The following is a 16,299-nucleotide window of genomic DNA, read 5'->3' as shown; positions in this document are numbered from 1 at the left end:
TACATTTTGCGCGCGCCGCACGCGCGGCGCGCCAACGACGAAGAAACATGCCGACAAGGGGAGGGGCCGAAGTCCCATGAAGGAATTTGCTGGAAAGATCGCCGTCATCACCGGTGGTGGCACGGGCATGGGGCGCGAGCTCGCCCGGCAGCTTGTTGCCGAAGGCTGCAACGTCGCCATGTGCGACGTCTCGGAAGCCGCGATGACGGAGACCAAGCGGCTCTGCGAGGTCGAGAAGCTGCCGCAGGGCCTGCGCGTCACGACCCATGTCGCCGACGTGTCGATCGAAGATCATCTCAAGCGTTTTCGCGACGAGCTCGCCGAGCAGCAGAAGACGGACAAGATCCATCTGCTGTTCAACAACGCCGGTATCGGCGGCGGCGGCAGCCTGTTCACCAACACGCGCGAGCAGTGGGAGCGCACCTTCAACATCTGCTGGGGCGGTGTCTATCTCGGCGTCCGCACCTTCCTGCCGATGCTGGTCAAGGCCGACGAAGCCCACATCATCAACACCGCCAGCGTCAACGGCTTCTGGGCCTCGATCGGCATGGGCCAGGCGCACACCGCCTACAGCTCGGCGAAGTTCGCGGTGAAGGGATTCAGCGAAGCGCTGATCAACGACCTGCGCTTGCACGCCCCGCACGTCAAATGCTCGGTGGTGATGCCCGGCCATATCGGCACCTCCATCGTCTCCAACTCACGCAAGGTGCAGAGCGGCGACGGATCGGAGCGTCTCAATGCCGAGGAGGTGGAGCTGACGCGCAAGCGCATGGTTGCGGCGGGCGTGCCAGATGCTGACAAAAAATCGGACGAGGAGATCCAGGCGGCGTTCGCCGAACGCGCCCGCACCTTCCTCGAGGATGCCCCGACGACGGCGGCGCAGGCCGCCCGGATCATCCTCGACGGCGTGAAGGCGGAGCGCTGGCGCATCCTGGTCGGCGAGGATGCCCAGCGGCTCGACGAACGCGTGCGCGCGGCGCCCGAGCAGGCCTATGACCGCGCCTTCTACGAAAGTTTCACCCAGGAAGTCGGCTGGCGGCTCGGCTGATTCCATTTGGCCGAGACCGTCAACGAGCGCGCGCAAAAATGGGTATGATGATCATCATTGCAAGAGGTGGGCAGGCAATTTTACCCAAGTAATTTGCCTGCCCACGCGCGCGTTCGCCCTCTCATGACGATACGGCATGTCACGCATGCGACTTATCACGTGCGTTCAAGCGATGGTGATCTCGAACGGGTCTCATTCGGCGCGCGGCTGCTTGGTTAGTGAACTGAAATAGTTTACTGAATCAAGCTAGCGCCACATAAAGCGTAGCTCCGATGATACCCGCATGCCTCTCCGACGACTTCATCCTCTGCCCGGAGAGAGAGGATATCTCTGCTGAATTCACGCGGCTGCTGACAGCGGCTCAAGAGGGCGGCGCCACCATCGCTGAATGCCTCATGATCGCGCGGCAACTGAAGCGCGACGATGAGCAGTCCTGGCATCGCGAGTGGAAGAGGCTGGCCCAGGCCAACCGGCATCGTGCCGAGGCCGCCTTCGCGGAAGGCCATATGGCAACGGCACAGCGCAACTGGCTGCGCGCGATGAACTACTACGGTGCGGCTGCGATGCCGCTCGACCCCGCCGACGAGCGCCGCTGGGTCGCGGTGCTGGCGATGCAGGAATGCGCCCGCCGTTTCCTCACCGCGCGTGGGCCGGCCGGCGAGGTCGTGACGATCCCGTGGGTCGAAGGACATTCATTGCAGGGGTACTTCCTGCCTGCGCCTGCGGGGAACGGTCGCGCGCCGACGGTGATCTGCATCGGTGAGCCCGGCCACCGCAAGGAAGAGTTCCTGTTCAAGCTCGCGCCCCATGCGCGCGAGCGTGGGCTGTCGATGCTCGCGCTGGACCTGCTCGGCGACCAGCGCGACGATTATGCCGACATGCTGATGCAGCGGCGGGATCTCGAAAGCTCGGTTGGCTGCGCGATGGATTATCTGGAGCAGCGCGACGACGTCGATTTCGATCGCGTTGCGATCGTGGCGGACGGGTGGGGCTCTTCGTTCGTGGCGCGTGCGGTGTTGCAGGAGCCGCGTCTTGCTGCGGCCGTCTGCGACGGCGGCCTGTGGGACCTGCACGAGCGGTCGTTCTTCGCAAGCCGTTTCGCCGTGAGCGACCTCGGCATCGTGCCGGTGCCGCATGCGCCGCTGATGGCCTCCGGCGCCGAATGTCCGGTGTTGATCACGCTCGGCGAGGACGGCTGGCTCAAGGCCGACCGGGCACGCCAGATCGTGCAGAAATCCAAGCTCGGCAGCTCGGACATCGTGCTGAAAGTGTTCACCGCGGCAGAGACCGGCGCGGCCCAGGCTCATGCCGACAATCCGAGCCTTGCCAACGAATACATCTTCGATTGGCTCGAATCGCGACTCGGGGCCGTCGGCAAACGGATCTGAGCGCGGCCAGCTTCCTGGCTCACATCCGGATGCGCCTCAGAAGTCGAGGGAGATCCTGACGCAGGCCTTTTCCAGCCGGGTCTTCAGCGTCGCCAGCTTGGCGGTGAATTCGGTCAGCTCGTTCTCATCGAACTCCTGGAAGACGAATTCGCGAATCGTCTTGTACTGCTCGTTGAGGCTCGCGATGTGCTTCTGCGTCTTTTCCACCAGCGACAGCCGCACCACGCGGGCGTCGGTCGGTGAGGGGCGGCGGCGCAGCAGGCCCTTCTTCTCCAGCAGCTTGGACTGGGTGGTGACGAAGGACGGGTCGACGTGAAGCAGCTTGGAGACCACGTTGACGGGGACGCCGTCGTCCTTGTCGAGGTCGGAAATCGCCATCAGGATCAGCCATTGCGGGCCACTGATGCCCAGCGTCCTCGCCCAGAACTGACGCAGCTCCTCCAGATACATGTTGATCGACGATATCTCCCAGGTGAATCGCCTGATGAGATCCAGATTGCCGATGGAGCGGAGGCGCGCTCCTTCTTTCCTCGTCGCTGACACAGCGTCACTCCCGCAAGCTGGTTTCTTTCTGGCCGGTGTTCGCGGCGGCGATAGTCCACGCAAGTCTGCCCTGACGCAAGTGCAGAGCAGGGTAATTGTGTCACGGAAATTACAAATATGATCCGGTCAGCATTTTGGCTCAGGTCCGGTGTTGCGCTACGGACACAGAGTTAGTGAAACAACAAAGCTGAGCTAATAAACTATTTTGATTAAGGGAACGGCGCAGGCATATTGATCCGTGACGGTGGGGGGTTCTCGATCGTCCCGTTGCAGGTGGTTCGCTCACGTCCCTCGCGTCGAATGCGGGTGTGTCCGAAAGCGCTAAGCGGCCGAGCGGATTTGAAGAGACGGGGATCTGGGGGGCCTCACGGTCCGGTCTCCGCTAAATGAGCAACTTGGAGGTTTTATATGAAAGTGGTGAAGAGCCTTTTGCTCGGCACTGCGGCGGGTCTGATCGCCGTCGGTGGAGCTCAGGCGGCTGATCTTCCGGTCAAGGCCAAGGCGGTCGAATACGTGAAGATCTGCTCGCTGTACGGTGCGGGTTTCTACTACATCCCGGGCACCGACACCTGCATCAAGCTGGGTGGCTACCTGCGCGCTGACGCAATTCTTGGCGGCGCCGGCGACTATGGTTTCAATAACAGCACGAGCTCCGTGAACGGTGGGTCAAACAACCGCGTCACCAACTACTACTACAGCCGCGCCCGTTTCGACCTGAACGTCGACACCCGCACGGCGACCGAGTACGGCGTTGTTCGCACCTACGCCGACATGGTTTTCACCTATGATACGTCCAACGTCACCGGCAGCAGCCCGTCGACGATCTCGTCCAGCACGCCTGCGCTCGGTCTCTACCATGCGTTCATCCAGTTCGCTGGGTTCACCATGGGCCGCACGGTCTCGATCTTCGACGCCCCGTGGCAGAGCTATCCGGCTGGCGGTCCCGATTCCATTCCGGGCGGCTCCAACCACGTCAACGGCGTGAACCAGTTCGCTTATACGGCTGACTTCGGCCAGGGCATCACCGGTTCGCTGGCGTTGGAAGAAGAAACGACGGCGTCGAACGGCCAGTCGAACCTGTGGAACGTCACCGGTTTCACGGCCTCCAGCGCTGTTAACGGCGCGGGTGCCATCGTCACCACCTCTGCTGCTGCAAACGCTGCCGCTGCTCTGATCCAGGGCAACTATGGCGTCCAGGCCTGGGGTGGTACGCGCACGCCGGATATCATTGGTCAGGTTCGTGTCGACCAGGCTTGGGGTCTTGCCCAGCTGTCGGTTGCTGCGAAGGATCTGCATCCCGGCTACTACGGCACCACGGAATCCAGCGGTCATCCGTCGGACAAGTGGGGCTGGGCTGTCCAGGGTTCGTTGTCGATCAAGAACATCCCGACTGGTGCTGGCGACGTTATCAACTTGCAGGCCGTCTACACCGACGGTGCAACGCGCTACAACTTCCAGAGCCTGTTCCCGCAGAGCTTCTTCATGTTCAGCGGTAGCAGCGCGGCGTACCAGAGCATCGGCTTTGCCGGTCTTGCTGACGGCGTGTTCGGCGCTGGCGGCAGCATCGATACCGTCAAGACCTGGGGCGTCCGTGGTGGCTATACCCACAACTGGAGCCCGAACTGGTCGAGCGCCGTCTACGGCGGTTATGCCCAGCTGAAGTACGGTACCACGGGCAAGGCCCTGATCTGCGCCAACTTCGCTTCGATCGCAGGGGCCGGTGCGACCTGTAACCCGGACTTCAACTTCGGCGTCGTCGGCGTCAACACCGTCTGGACCCCGGTCAAGAACCTGGCGTTCACGGCCGACGTGAGCTGGTCGCGTTTGGACCAGAAGTACTCCGGCACGATCACTGCCCCGGCCATTTCGACTGCCGCCAAGCCGGGCGCCGTGTACGAGCTGAAGGACCAGAACTCGGTGACCATGATGCTGCGCGCTCAGCGCAACTTCTAAGATTGGTCGCGTCAATCGATCAGAGAGCCCCGGCGGGAAACCGCCGGGGCTTTTTTCTGCCGCGATGGCGATTTCGAAAAACCGAACTCTCCTGCACGCGCGGCGAAGACGAGCTATGCGTATCGATCGCTACCAAACTTATTTACTTACCTGAGCTGCTCAGCTATATAGCTGTCAGCCGGTTTCAAAAGATCACGGCTCTTAGCTTCACGCTAAGCCTCCAGAGACCTCCGGTAGTGCCCTGCCGGAGGTTTTTCGTTGTGGGGCCGGGTTATGGGTCCAAGGGACGGCGCGCGTCAGCCGCGCATGACACGCGCACGCGAGTTCGGCCGGTAGGCGAGGCGGCTGTGGCCGGCGCAATAGGGCTGTCCGTCGTGGGCGGCGTTGCCGCAGAAGCAGAAATCCTCTGCACCGGGCGTCGAGATCGGCCAGCGGCAGCGGTTTTCGCCGAGCTCCATCAGCGAGCAGCGATTGGCGTCATCAATTTGACCTGCCACCACAGGCGCATCGGCCTCGCCGTAGATCGTTGCGAGCATTGCGTATTGCAGCCGCGGCACAGTTCGCGTCGCGCGCGCCGGCGGTGCGAGGCTGCGCTCGAGCCTGCGGTCTTCGACCGCGCGGCTGCGCGTCAGATTGAGCCGCGACAGCTTGCCAATCACAGCGTTGCGGCTGACGCCGATGTCGGCGGCGATCTCGCGGCAGGAGAGGCCGGCTTCGAAATGCAGCTTCAGAAGTTCAATTCGTTCGTTGGTCCAGGTTGGTGAGAGAACAGGCATTGTAACGGTCCCAGGTTGCAGATGTCGGCCATCCGCTTCGCGAGATCCGTCCGCTTCACGTACCTGGCGTGCTCACGTCCTGCCATTGTCGCGAATCGACAAAAGCCCGTCCTTGATGGCGAGACGGATGCCTTCCTCGATCAAGGTACGTGCGACGCCGGGAACGCTGGTGCCGTGGGTGCCCTGTCTCACCAACTTCTCCAGGTAGGTGATGGTCGAGAGCGCCAAGGTTACGGGAATGCGGTCAGTCTCGGCTTTTTCGGTGGCCATGGCCCGAACGCTAGCCTCTTACTCGGGTACATAAAAGTAACGATTAAGACTCTATTTAGGTTCGAGGGCAGAAGTCAAATGCCGGCTGAGGTCATCGCCTAATCCATTGGAATCGTGAAGGAAATCAGGCGTGAATCAGCGCGCCGCCCGGAGTGTCCGGGCGGTGGGGAAGCGTGAAACGGTCAGGAGGTGCCGGCGCGATCAGCCGTGCACGATCGCCTTTTCGATCATGCAATGGATGCCCTTGGAGCCGTTGACGGTCTGGGTCACCCGCAGATCGGCCGCGAGACTGCACAGTGTATAGGCGTCCTCGCGCGACAGGTTTCGCGTCTCGCCGAGCAGCACGATCATGTCGCGCAGTGCTCGCACCGCGCATTGGTCGAGGTCGGGGTCCATCGCCATGGTCATGTAGTGGGTCGGCGTTTCCGCGCGCGGATATTCGAATCTCAAATCCTTGCGCAGCGTCAGCCGGAAGCGGCCCTGCAACGCCGTCTCGATCGCGGTGACGCAGACCTCGCCGTCGCCCTGAACGCCGTGACCGTCGCCGCAGGAGAACATCGCGCCCGGGACGAACACCGGCAGATACAATGTCGCGCCGGCGCCGAGCTCCTTGTTGTCGAGATTGCCGCCCATGGCGCGCGGAACGAGCGAGGAGATTCGGCCCCAGGCCGGCGGCGGCGAAACGCCCATCACGCCGAAGAACGGCTTGAGCGGCAAATCGAGGCCCCACGGCATCCGGCCGACCATCCGCGACCGGTCCAGCGGAATGTTGAGGATCCGCGTCTCGTGGAAATCGTCGGGCAGGGTGCCCGACAACGGCTTGATCATGTTCCAGCCCCAGTCCTGGCGAAGCTGGACGTCGAGGATCTCGACTGCGAGCACATCGCCGGGCTCGGCCCCTTCGACCGCGATCGGGCCGGTCAGGATGTGGCCGGGGAGCATGCGCTCGTTCTTGGCATGAACCTCGAACATCTCCGGCGGAATGTGAAACTTGCTGCGGTCGGGTAGCATGTCCGGGCCGCCGCTGATGGTGTCGACGGTCACCTCATCGCCGCTGGCGATGGTGAGCACGGGCTTGAGCGCGGCTTCAAAGAAGCCCCAATGGCAGGTTTCGGGACTTGAATGCAGGTGATGATGGGTCATTTGCCGCGTCCAATCGGTTTCATCAGAACTTGTCATGGGATCTGTTATGCCCGGGCTTGACCCGGCAATCGATCCACTCCCAAGAAGATTTCTGAAGATGGGCGGGCGGGTCAAGCCCGGGCACCACGATCATTTCAGCGAGGCTTCCCCTGTACTTCTTTCTTTCCAAGACGTTTGGCGCCGCAGTGGTGCCGATCAATTTTCTGGTCGAGCTCGGGATCATCTCGGTCGTGCTGATGGCAACGCGCTTTGCCGGGCTCGGCCGGAAACTGGCCGCGACCACGCTGATCCTGCTCGCGCTCGCCGCGTTTTCGCCGCTCAACAATCTGCTGCTCTATCCACTGGAGGCACGCTTTCCCGCGTGGGATCCATCGCGCGGCGCGCCTGACGGCATCATCGTGCTGGGCGGCTCGGTTGATACCGACCTGTCGGCCGCACATCACACGCCGGTGGTCTTGCACGCGGCCGATCGTTTTTTCGCGCCGGCCGAGCTTGCACGTCGCTATCCGAATGCGCGCGTCGTCTTCACCGGCGGCACGTCGAACCTGATCTCGACCGACGCCAAGGAGGCCGACTATTCCGCGCCGATCCTGGAAAACCTCGGCATATCCAAGGAGCGCCTGATCCTTGAGCGCGATTCCCGCAACACCTGGGAGAATGCGATCTTCACGAAGAAGCTGGTTGCGCCAAAACCGGGCGAGCGGTGGCTCCTGGTCACGTCCGCCTTCCACATGCCGCGCTCGATGGGAATCTTCCGCAAGGCGGGCTTCGACGTCGAGGCCTATCCCGTAGACTGGCGGACCGGCGGGCCTGACGATGTTCTCTCCTTCACGAACAATGGCGCAGACGGGCTCGAAAGGACCAACGTGGCTGTACGCGAATGGATCGGCCTCGTCGCCTACCGCCTCATGGGCAGGACCAGCGAGTTGCTTCCCGGGCCGGCCAAGGACTAGAACAGGCCTCGGAAGCCCAACAATAGGCGTCGGTAACGACGCGCCGGGAGGATGCCATGCAGCAGCCAGTCGCTGATAAGATCGATCTTGCCGGCCTCGTGGCCGATCTCAACAGCCTCTTGCGGCTGAAGACCACGGTGATCGGCATGAAGCTGTTCGCCCATGCCGCGGACATGGAGGCGATCCCGAAGATCCGGCGGCCGAATGCAGTCCACACCACCGACCAGGTCGTCAGCATGGCCTCGCGCCTGGGGTGGACCGTCGGCATTACCGGCGATGATCTCGTCGGCGCGCAGTGCCGCGCGGTGATTGGGCTCGCGCCGCAGGACGAGAAATGGCTCGCCGGCGAAAATTATGTCGGCGTCTGGCACGGCACTGCCGAAGACGCGCGCAAGCGCCAGGAGGCGCTGGACGTGGTTCCGTTCGGGCAATATCAGGCACTCGCGGTCAGCCCGCTGGCGAGCGGGCGGCTTGATCCGCCCGACATCTGCCTCGTTTATGCGACGCCCGGGCAAATGATCATCCTGATCAACGGGCTGCAATATACCGGCTACAAGAAGTTCGAATGGGGCGTGGTCGGCGAGACCGCGTGCGCGGATTCCTGGGGGCGGGCGCTCAAAAGCGGCGAGCCCAGCCTGTCCTTGCCATGCTATGCCGAACGGCGCTATGGCGGCGTGCCGGACGAGGAGATGCTGATGGCCCTGAAGCCTGCGCATCTCGCCAAGGCGATCGAGGGCATGAAGGCGCTGGCCAAGAACGGCCTGCGCTATCCGATCCCGCCCTATGGTATTCAAAGCGACGTCCGTGCCGGCATGGGCGTGAGTTACGCGAAGAAGTAAAAAGGCCAGTCATGAGCTCTGCGAAATTCGACATCGTCGTCTACGGCGCGACCGGTTTCACCGGTCAGCTCGTCGCCGAATATCTGGCGGCGCATTACAAGAACGACAAGCAGCTCAAATGGGCGATGGCAGGTCGCAGCCTCGACAAGCTGAAATCCGTGCGCGACGCGATCGGCGCATCCGCGGACACGCCGCTGATTGTCGCTGATGCCTCCGATGCGGCCTCGCTGAAAGCGATGGCGGAGCGGACGATGTCGGTGATCACGACGGTCGGCCCGTACCAGCTCTACGGCGAGGAACTGCTGGCGGCCTGCGTCGCCACCGGCACGGATTATTTCGATCTCTGTGGCGAGCCGATCTGGATGCGGCAGATGATCGACAAGTACGAGGCGGCTGCAAAGGAAAGCGGCGCGCGCATCGTGTTCTCCTGCGGCTTCGATTCCGTGCCGTTCGAGCTCGGTACGTTCTTCGTGCAGGAAGAGGCCAGGCGCGTGTTCGGCGCACCCGCCGCGCGCGTGAAGGGCCGTGTGCGCGACATGCGCGGCACGCTCTCGGGCGGCACCGCGGCGAGCGCGAAGGCAACTTTCGACGCCGTCGCCAAGGATATGAGCCTCGTCGCGATCCTGAGCGATCCGTTCGCGCTCACGCCGGGCTTCACCGGCCCGAAGCAGCCGAAGGGCAACAGGCCGCTGCTCGAGGAGGATCTGCAATCTTGGGCCGCGCCGTTCATGATGGCACTGATCAACACCCGCAATGTCCATCGCTCCAACATGCTGATGGGCTTCCCCTACGGTCAGGACTTCGTCTACGACGAGATGGTTTTGACCGGCCCCGGCGAGAAGGGCGAGGCCAACGCCAAGCGCGTGATGGCGGCCAACGCCGAGAAGACCGGCCCGAGCGCGCCGAAGCCGGGTGAGGGACCCTCGAAGGAGGAGCGCGAGAACGGGCTCTTCAATCTGCTCTATGTCGCGATCGCGCCCGACGGCCGTGCGGTTCGCGCCGGTGTCACCGGCGACCGCGATCCCGGTTACGGCTCGACCTCGAAGATGATCTCCGAATGCGCGATCTGCATGCTGCGCGACGTCACCGACGTCGCGGCCGGCTTCTGGACACCGGGCGCAGCGATGCAGCACAAGCTGATCAAGCGGCTGCAAGATAATGCGGGGTTGACGTTCGCCGTGGAAGCATGAGGCCTGCGACGCCTGAGAGAGCGTGATCCATGCCCGCGACGTTCGATATCGTCCTCTATGGCGCAACGGGCTACACCGGCCAACTCGTGGCCGAGTACCTCGCCTCGCACTATGTCGGTCAGGGGGCGCCGACATGGGCGATGGCCGGGCGCGGCAGAAACAAGCTCGCATCTGTTCGCGACGCGATCGGCGCACCCAAGGACACGCCGCTCATCGTGGCCGACGCCGCCGATCCTGCATCGTTACGCGCGATGGTAGATCAGGCGAAACTGATCGTCACCACCGTCGGTCCGTACCAGCTTTACGGGTCCGATCTGCTTGCCGCCTGCGTCGCATCCGGCACCGACTACATCGATCTCTGCGGCGAGCCGATCTGGTTGAAGCAGATGATCGACAGGCATGAGGCGGCCGCCAAGGCGAGCGGCGCGCGCATCATATTCTCTTGCGGCTTCGATTCCATTCCGTTCGAGCTGGGTGCGTTCTTTGTTCAGGAGGAAGCCAGGCGCGTGTTCGGATCGCCGGCGCCCCGCGTCAAGGGGCGGGTCCGCGATCTCAGCTGGAAGTTCTCCGGCGGCACCTCGGCGAGCGCACGGGTCACCTTCGCAGCGGTGGCGCAGGATCTCAGCCTGGTGTCGATCCTCAAGAACCCCTTCGCCTTCACGCCCGGCTTCGAGGGGCCCAAGCAACCACGCGGCAACAAGCCTGTTTTCGAGGAAGACCTGCAGTCCTGGTCCGCTCCGTTCGCGATGGCGACGCTCAATACGCGCAACGTCCATCGCTCCAACATGCTGATGGGATTTCCGTATGGCAGGGACTTTGTCTACGACGAGATGGTGCTGACGGGACCGGGGGATGAAGGCCAGGCCAACGCCAGGCTCGTGATGGCCGCCAACAGTGAAAAGACCGGCCCCGAGGCGCTCAAGCCCGGCGAAGGGCCGTCGAAGGAGGAGCGGGAGAACGGTCACTACGACCTGCTCTACGTCGCGATCGCACCCGATGGCCGTCAGGTTCGCGCGGCCGTGAAGGGCGATCTCGATCCCGGCTATGCGTCAACGGCGAAGATGATTTCCGAATGCGCGATCTGCCTGCTGCGCGACGCGCAGGACGTGCCGGCCGGACTCTGGACGCCGGGCGCAGCGATGCAGGGCAAGCTGATCAAGCGGTTGGTCGATCACGCCGGGCTGAGGTTTGAGGTCGAAGCCCAGGCATAGCTTCCGTAGGGTGGGCAAAGCGAAGCGTGCCCACCATTGTCGCGATTCGAGAGAGATGGTGGGCGCGACGCGCGAAGAACGCGCCTTTGCCCACTCTACGGCACTGCTCGTGTGCTAAGCCGCCCGCGCGTCATACGCGTACATGAAATCCATGCTCTTCGAGCCCAGCGGCAGCAGCCATTTCATCATCTGATTGCGGACCCACGCACCGGTGGCGCTGAATTCGCGCTTGTTGTTGCCGTTGCGGCGGGCGATCGCGACGATCTTCTCGGCGCGGGGGCGCCGTTCGGCCTCGAAGGCCTGGAAGGTCGCGGTCAGCTCCTGGCCCTCCTGCATCAATCGCGCAAGCCGCATCGCATCTTCCAGCGCGAGCGAGGCGCCCTGGCCGGCATGGGGGCTGGTTGCATGCGCGGCATCGCCGATCAGCAGCGAGCGCTTGCGCGACCAGGTCGGCAAGGTCGCGACATCGAGCGTGTCGGTGATCACGATGTTCTCGGCCGCCTCGATAATGGCCGGGATCGGATCGTGCCAGCCGTGATGGAAGCCGCGCAGATGCTGCTTCAGCGTCTGCTGGTCGAGCGCGCGGAACATCGCGGCATCCATGCCGTGGGCCGGTTGCGTGCTCCACCACATCACGCCGTCCTTCGGATCCGGGCTGCAATAGCCGTAGCCGAAGAAACCGCTCTGCCCGAACGTGGTTTCGACATGCCGGCCGATCGTTCGGCCGTCGAGGATCGCGTGGGGCACGAAACCGCCGAACCCGAGCAGGCCCGTGTTGAAGGGCGTTGGCCCGTCCGGCACCACCTGGCGTCGCGTGATCGAGTGCACGCCGTCGGCGCCGATCAGGAAATCGCCCTCGGCGGTGGTGCCGTCGGCGAAATAGGCGATGATCGGCTGGTCGCCGCGATCCTCGATCTTGATCAGGCGTTTGTCGAAATAGAGCGAGACGCAGGCGCACCAGGCCTTGTCGATCAGCATCTCGTTCAGCGTGGCGCGGCAGACGTTGACCGCGGGCTGGCCGAAGCGGCGCGCCATGTCGCGGTTGATCGAGCCGAGCCTGTCGCCCCCTTGCGAATAGAAGTCGAAGGACTCCGCGATCGAGCCACGGCTGATCAGCTCTCCCGCAAGCCCGATCTCGTCCATCACCTGCATGCCGTTCGGCGCGATCTGGAGGCCGCCGCCGATGCCTTTGGAGTAGGGCCAGGCTTCGTAGATCGCGGATTCGATGCCGGCACGGCGCAGCAGGATCGCTGCAACGGGCCCGGCGATGCCGGCGCCGATGATCAGGGCTTTGCGGGGACGATGAGGCATTGGCTTGCTCCCGACGTTTCCGTGGTGCTAGGAGAAATTACGGTCACTAAATCTCTTAGTGGCTAAGATATATATCGACTAAGATATGAGGTGAGCCTTGTCAAGGGCGAAGGCGCGCGCGGCGCTGCTGGGAGAATTGGAAGAGGCGATGCGGCGGTCGTCGGCGCAGGGTGTGCTCTATGGGCAAGCCGTTGCGAACGTGGCCGGAATTGCCAACTCCGACCTCGAATGCATGGACATCCTCTATCTCGAGGGGCGCGTGACCGCGGGCCGGCTCGCCGAGGTGACGGGGCTCACGACCGGCGCCATCACCGGCGTGGTCGATCGGCTCGAGAAAGCTGGCCTCGTGCGCCGTGAACGGGACGAGGCCGATCGGCGCAAGGTCTTCATCGCCGTCGTGCCGGAGACGGCCATGAAAATCGGCGAGCTTTATGTGCCGATGCAGCAGGCGATGGAGAAGGTCTGGAGCGCCTATTCCGACGACGAACTGCGCCTACTGCTGCGTTTTGCCAATGAGGGTTACAAGGGCGTGCTCGCGGCGACCGCGGCGCTGAAGGGCCTGCTCGATACGCCGCCGGAGAAGCGGCCCGCGCTCAAGCTGAAGAAGCATCCTCGCTAAAGCGTTTTCGAGCGAAGCGGATACCGGTTCGCGTCAAGAAGACGTGTCAAAATAGAATCGGGACATTACCGTTCCGATTCCATCGGAACGGTCATGTCCCTGATCTTGTAGGCCTGTGCGGCCGCGATCATGCCCCACATCGCGCCCAGCATCATCCAGAAGTGCCGCCAGTGATCGGTGTCGATCACAAAGCTTTCGCCGACGGTGCCGACGAAGGCCGAGAACACCGCGAGATAAGCGCGCTGCCAGGGCACGCGGACGAAGATGTGGCGGAAGCCCGTGATGACGGTGGTGAAGACCAGCGCGGGATAGCACACGCCGGAGAGCCAGCCGCCAGACATGAAGGCGTTCAGATAGGAATTGTGGGTGTCTTCGGGGAAGAAGCGGTGGAACTGCAGAGGACCGATGCCGAACGGCAGGTCGAGCGCCATCTCCGCGCCGAGAATGTGCCGGCCAAACCGGCCGAAGCGGCCTTCGTCGTAGCTCTGGTCGAAGCTCGCGCGCTGCTTGAACATCTCGGCGACGGAGTCGAACGACAGCAGCACCGCGATCAGGGCGAGGCCCAGCACCACTGCAACGATGGCCATGATGATGATGCGCGAGCGCTGTGCGTTGGTGCGGCTGGTCAGCACCATCAGCGCCAGCATGAAGGCCGAGGTCAGGACCAGCCCGCCCCAGGCGGCGCGGGAGAAGGCGAGCAGGATCGCCAGCGACATGATGCCGAAAGCTATGACGTTGCGGAGCGCCTTGGCGAACTTGTCGGAGACCACGCTCTGGAGCGCAAACAGCGCCGGCAGGATCAGGAAGGCGCCAAGCACGTTCGGGTCCTTGAAGGTGCCGCGTGCGCGCTCGTAGAGCGTCAGGAGATCGTGGCCGCCGGGAACGAGGTTGAAATAGCCGGCGATCGCCGAAAGCGAAGCGATCATCGCGCCGACCACGAGGCCGCGCCGCAGCATGTCCAGCCGCGCCGCCGTATCCTCGGAGGTCACCATGGCGAAGAACACTACGGTCACCGCCATGTACCAGGAGGTCGCGATCCAGCTTGCGACCTCGGACTGGTCGAGCAGCGGAATCGCACTGATGGTGTAGCCGACATTGAGCAGGACCAGGGCCAGCACCAGCGGCATCAGCACGAGCTTGAGCCGCAGGCCGGTGGCGAAGAAGGCGACGGTGGCGAGCAGCGTCGCGATCTCGTAGGGGCTCGGCTCGATGAAGACGATCGCACCGGACGCGCCGACCAGCCATACCAGCGCGCGCTGCAGGGCCAGCACGCCGGGCGCGGCCGGTGCGGCCAATTTCATTCCACCGGCAGTCGCCGCATAGGCCATTATACGCTCACGCTACTCGCACACACACACAACTTCCGCCGTCATGCCCCGCGAAGGCGGGGCATCCAGTACTCCGCGCTGTCAGTGGCGACGTTCGCCGCCGGCGTTTACCGGATCGCCCGGTCAAGCCGGGCGATGACAGCGCGTTCTTGAAACCACCAACTCAATACGCGTTCTCGTTCTTGGTCAGCAGCGAGAGCGGCGTCTTCAGGAGAATGGCAAGGTCGAACAGCACCGACCAGTTCTCGATGTAATAGAGGTCGAATTCGACGCGCTTCTGGATCTTTTCTTCGTTGTCGATCTCGCCGCGCCAGCCGTTGATCTGGGCCCAGCCGGTGATGCCGGGCTTGACGCGGTGGCGGGCGAAATAGCCGTCGACGGCTTCGTCGAACAGGCGGCTCTGGAGCTTGCCCTGCACCGCATGCGGACGCGGGCCGACGAGCGAGAGATTGCCGGAGAACACCACGTTGAACAGCTGCGGCAGTTCGTCGAGGCTGGTCTTGCGGATGAAGCGGCCGACGCGGGTGACGCGCGGATCGTTCTTGGTCACGACCTTTGAAGCCGTCGGGTCGGCCTGGTGATGATACATCGAGCGGAATTTATAGACGTCGATGCGCTCGTTGTTGAAGCCGAACCGCTTCTGGCGAAACAGGACGGGGCCGGGGCTGTCGAGCCTTACGGCCAATGCCACCAGCGCCATCACCGGGAGCGCCACGAGCAGCGCGACGCTGCCCACGACGCGGTCGAACAGCCATTTCGTCACCAGATCCCAGTCGGTGATCGGCGCCTCGAACACGTCGAGTGTCGGCACCTCGCCGAGATAGGAATAGGAGCGGGGGCGGAAGCGCAGCTTGTTGGTGTGCGCGGAGAGGCGGATGTCCACCGGCAGCACCCAGAGCTTCTTCAACATCTCCAGGATGCGCGTCTCCGCCGAGATCGGCAGTGCGAACAGCACCAGATCGACCCGGGTACGGCGGGCGAATTCGACGATGTCGTCGACCTTGCCGAGCTTGCGCGCGCCGGCGCAGGTGTCGAGCGCACGGCTGTCGTTGCGGTCGTCGAACACGCCGAGCACGTGGATGTCGGAATCTTCCTGTGCCTTCAGCGCCTCGACGAGCTGCTCGCCATTGCTGTCGGAGCCGACGATGATGGTGCGGCGGTCGAGCCGGCCCTCGCGCGCCCAGGCACGCACCAGCGAGCGCAGCACCAGCCGTTCGGCGATGAGCGCGGCGAGCCCGAGAAAGTAGAAGGCGGCGAGCCAGAGCCGCGACATCTCGCTGCCGAACTTGGCGAAGAAGGAAATGCCGATGAACACCAGGAAGACGAACGACCAGGACGAGATCATCCGTGTCATCTGCCGGAGCTGCCCGCGGAACAGTTGGACCTGATAGATGTCGGCGGCCTGGAAGCAGACCACGGCGGCGACCGCGATGGCGATGATCTCTGCGGGATAGACCCAGCTGAAGCCGACGACCGGCATGACGTAGCCAACATACACGGCGATGCCGACCACGCTCAGCAGCACGAAATCGATCGCGCGCGCAAAGCCGGCGATCACGATCGGAGAATAGGCGCGTGCGACCTTCTGGTTCACGACGTCGAGTGCGGCCGGCGTCAGGCGGCGGCGGCGTTCGATAAAGGGCTGGTCAGCCGGCTTAGCCGCGGCGCTGGCCGCGGCATCGAGCATCGAGCGTGCGTTGAGCGGTTCCACGGGCGTCCACGTCCAT

At 63.6% G+C, this 16,299-nt stretch carries 15 protein-coding genes; 8 read left to right on the top strand and 7 right to left on the bottom strand.

Annotation, left to right across the window (positions count from 1 at the left end; genetic code table 11):
* The first annotated feature begins 76 nt into the window (after positions 1 to 76).
* Both NLM31_RS25215 and NLM31_RS25210 read left to right on the top strand, forming a co-directional pair.
* Positions 77 to 1,048: an SDR family oxidoreductase gene (locus tag NLM31_RS25215; protein WP_254194024.1), complete on the top strand. Its 972-nt coding sequence runs from the start codon at positions 77 to 79 to the stop codon at positions 1,046 to 1,048.
* A 272-nt stretch (positions 1,049 to 1,320) separates the two neighbouring features.
* Complete coding sequence (locus NLM31_RS25210) at positions 1,321 to 2,436, top strand: S9 family peptidase (protein WP_254131925.1); 1,116 nt, start codon at positions 1,321 to 1,323, stop codon at positions 2,434 to 2,436.
* Positions 2,437 to 2,472: 36 nt separating this feature from the next.
* Here NLM31_RS25210 and NLM31_RS25205 read toward each other — a convergent pair whose 3' ends face one another.
* Complete coding sequence (locus NLM31_RS25205; protein ID WP_254131924.1) at positions 2,473 to 2,979, bottom strand: MarR family winged helix-turn-helix transcriptional regulator; 507 nt, start codon at positions 2,977 to 2,979, stop codon at positions 2,473 to 2,475.
* Positions 2,980 to 3,387: 408 nt separating this feature from the next.
* Between NLM31_RS25205 and NLM31_RS25200 the strand changes: the two genes are divergently transcribed.
* Positions 3,388 to 4,932 (top strand): porin, encoded by a 1,545-nt coding sequence (locus NLM31_RS25200; RefSeq protein ID WP_254194023.1) that lies wholly within the window; start codon positions 3,388 to 3,390, stop codon positions 4,930 to 4,932.
* 296 nt (positions 4,933 to 5,228) lie between these two features.
* Here the strand turns inward: NLM31_RS25200 and NLM31_RS25195 are convergent, their stop codons facing one another.
* The 3 genes from NLM31_RS25195 to NLM31_RS25185 form a co-directional block, all read right to left on the bottom strand.
* A complete protein-coding gene (locus NLM31_RS25195) occupies positions 5,229 to 5,708 on the bottom strand; it encodes a GcrA family cell cycle regulator (protein WP_254194022.1) in 480 nt (159 codons plus the stop codon).
* 72 nt (positions 5,709 to 5,780) lie between these two features.
* The gene (locus NLM31_RS25190; RefSeq protein ID WP_007603456.1) at positions 5,781 to 5,978 is read right to left on the bottom strand and encodes a hypothetical protein; all 198 of its coding nucleotides are present in this window, start codon (positions 5,976 to 5,978) and stop codon (positions 5,781 to 5,783) included.
* 201 nt (positions 5,979 to 6,179) lie between these two features.
* The gene (locus NLM31_RS25185) at positions 6,180 to 7,121 is read right to left on the bottom strand and encodes an acetamidase/formamidase family protein (RefSeq protein WP_254194021.1); all 942 of its coding nucleotides are present in this window, start codon (positions 7,119 to 7,121) and stop codon (positions 6,180 to 6,182) included.
* 185 nt (positions 7,122 to 7,306) lie between these two features.
* On the opposite strand from NLM31_RS25185, the gene NLM31_RS25180 reads away from it, so the two are divergent.
* From NLM31_RS25180 to NLM31_RS25165, 4 genes are read left to right on the top strand one after another with little or no spacing between them, the layout of a single operon-like run.
* Positions 7,307 to 8,074 (top strand): YdcF family protein, encoded by a 768-nt coding sequence (locus NLM31_RS25180; RefSeq protein ID WP_254131920.1) that lies wholly within the window; start codon positions 7,307 to 7,309, stop codon positions 8,072 to 8,074.
* A gap of 56 nt (positions 8,075 to 8,130) precedes the next feature.
* Positions 8,131 to 8,913: a DUF169 domain-containing protein gene (locus NLM31_RS25175; RefSeq protein ID WP_254194020.1), complete on the top strand. Its 783-nt coding sequence runs from the start codon at positions 8,131 to 8,133 to the stop codon at positions 8,911 to 8,913.
* 11 nt (positions 8,914 to 8,924) lie between these two features.
* Positions 8,925 to 10,103, top strand: coding sequence for a trans-acting enoyl reductase family protein (locus NLM31_RS25170; RefSeq protein ID WP_254194019.1), 1,179 nt, complete (start codon positions 8,925 to 8,927; stop codon positions 10,101 to 10,103).
* A 29-nt stretch (positions 10,104 to 10,132) separates the two neighbouring features.
* Positions 10,133 to 11,314 carry a trans-acting enoyl reductase family protein gene (locus tag NLM31_RS25165; RefSeq protein ID WP_254194018.1) on the top strand — a complete coding sequence of 394 codons (1,182 nt, stop codon included), beginning with the start codon at positions 10,133 to 10,135 and terminating at the stop codon, positions 11,312 to 11,314.
* Positions 11,315 to 11,428: 114 nt separating this feature from the next.
* On the opposite strand, the gene NLM31_RS25160 is transcribed toward NLM31_RS25165, so the two are convergent.
* Positions 11,429 to 12,625, bottom strand: a complete 1,197-nt coding sequence (locus NLM31_RS25160; protein ID WP_254194017.1) for an FAD-dependent monooxygenase — start codon at positions 12,623 to 12,625, stop codon at positions 11,429 to 11,431.
* A 148-nt stretch (positions 12,626 to 12,773) separates the two neighbouring features.
* On the opposite strand from NLM31_RS25160, the gene NLM31_RS25155 reads away from it, so the two are divergent.
* Positions 12,774 to 13,244 (top strand): MarR family winged helix-turn-helix transcriptional regulator, encoded by a 471-nt coding sequence (locus NLM31_RS25155; RefSeq protein ID WP_254196260.1) that lies wholly within the window; start codon positions 12,774 to 12,776, stop codon positions 13,242 to 13,244.
* Positions 13,245 to 13,309: 65 nt separating this feature from the next.
* Here NLM31_RS25155 and NLM31_RS25150 read toward each other — a convergent pair whose 3' ends face one another.
* Both NLM31_RS25150 and NLM31_RS25145 read right to left on the bottom strand, forming a co-directional pair.
* A complete protein-coding gene (locus tag NLM31_RS25150) occupies positions 13,310 to 14,572 on the bottom strand; it encodes an O-antigen ligase (protein WP_254194016.1) in 1,263 nt (420 codons plus the stop codon).
* A gap of 163 nt (positions 14,573 to 14,735) precedes the next feature.
* Entirely contained in the window at positions 14,736 to 16,283 is a 1,548-nt protein-coding gene (locus NLM31_RS25145; protein WP_254194015.1) for an undecaprenyl-phosphate glucose phosphotransferase, read from the bottom strand.
* Positions 16,284 to 16,299 lie beyond the last annotated feature (16 nt).

Origin of the sequence: Bradyrhizobium sp. CCGUVB4N (assembly GCF_024199945.1) — a bacterium.
GTDB lineage: Bacteria > Pseudomonadota > Alphaproteobacteria > Rhizobiales > Xanthobacteraceae > Bradyrhizobium.
The sequence above is the reverse complement of the archived record's forward strand: the minus strand, read 5'-3'. Positions and strand labels throughout refer to the sequence as shown.

What these genes read in the sequence shown, in the direction of transcription:
- NLM31_RS25215 (WP_254194024.1), top strand. Translation starts at nt 77, where the DNA reads ATGAAGGAATTTGCTGGAAAGATCGCCGTCATCACCGGTGGTGGCACG.
- NLM31_RS25210 (WP_254131925.1), top strand. Translation starts at nt 1,321, where the DNA reads ATGATACCCGCATGCCTCTCCGACGACTTCATCCTCTGCCCGGAGAGA.
- NLM31_RS25200 (WP_254194023.1), top strand. Translation starts at nt 3,388, where the DNA reads ATGAAAGTGGTGAAGAGCCTTTTGCTCGGCACTGCGGCGGGTCTGATC.
- NLM31_RS25195 (WP_254194022.1), bottom strand. Translation starts at nt 5,708, where the DNA reads ATGCCTGTTCTCTCACCAACCTGGACCAACGAACGAATTGAACTTCTG.
- NLM31_RS25190 (WP_007603456.1), bottom strand. Translation starts at nt 5,978, where the DNA reads ATGGCCACCGAAAAAGCCGAGACTGACCGCATTCCCGTAACCTTGGCG.
- NLM31_RS25185 (WP_254194021.1), bottom strand. Translation starts at nt 7,121, where the DNA reads ATGACCCATCATCACCTGCATTCAAGTCCCGAAACCTGCCATTGGGGC.
- NLM31_RS25175 (WP_254194020.1), top strand. Translation starts at nt 8,131, where the DNA reads ATGCAGCAGCCAGTCGCTGATAAGATCGATCTTGCCGGCCTCGTGGCC.
- NLM31_RS25170 (WP_254194019.1), top strand. Translation starts at nt 8,925, where the DNA reads ATGAGCTCTGCGAAATTCGACATCGTCGTCTACGGCGCGACCGGTTTC.
- NLM31_RS25165 (WP_254194018.1), top strand. Translation starts at nt 10,133, where the DNA reads ATGCCCGCGACGTTCGATATCGTCCTCTATGGCGCAACGGGCTACACC.
- NLM31_RS25160 (WP_254194017.1), bottom strand. Translation starts at nt 12,625, where the DNA reads ATGCCTCATCGTCCCCGCAAAGCCCTGATCATCGGCGCCGGCATCGCC.
- NLM31_RS25155 (WP_254196260.1), top strand. Translation starts at nt 12,774, where the DNA reads ATGCGGCGGTCGTCGGCGCAGGGTGTGCTCTATGGGCAAGCCGTTGCG.
- NLM31_RS25150 (WP_254194016.1), bottom strand. Translation starts at nt 14,572, where the DNA reads ATGGCCTATGCGGCGACTGCCGGTGGAATGAAATTGGCCGCACCGGCC.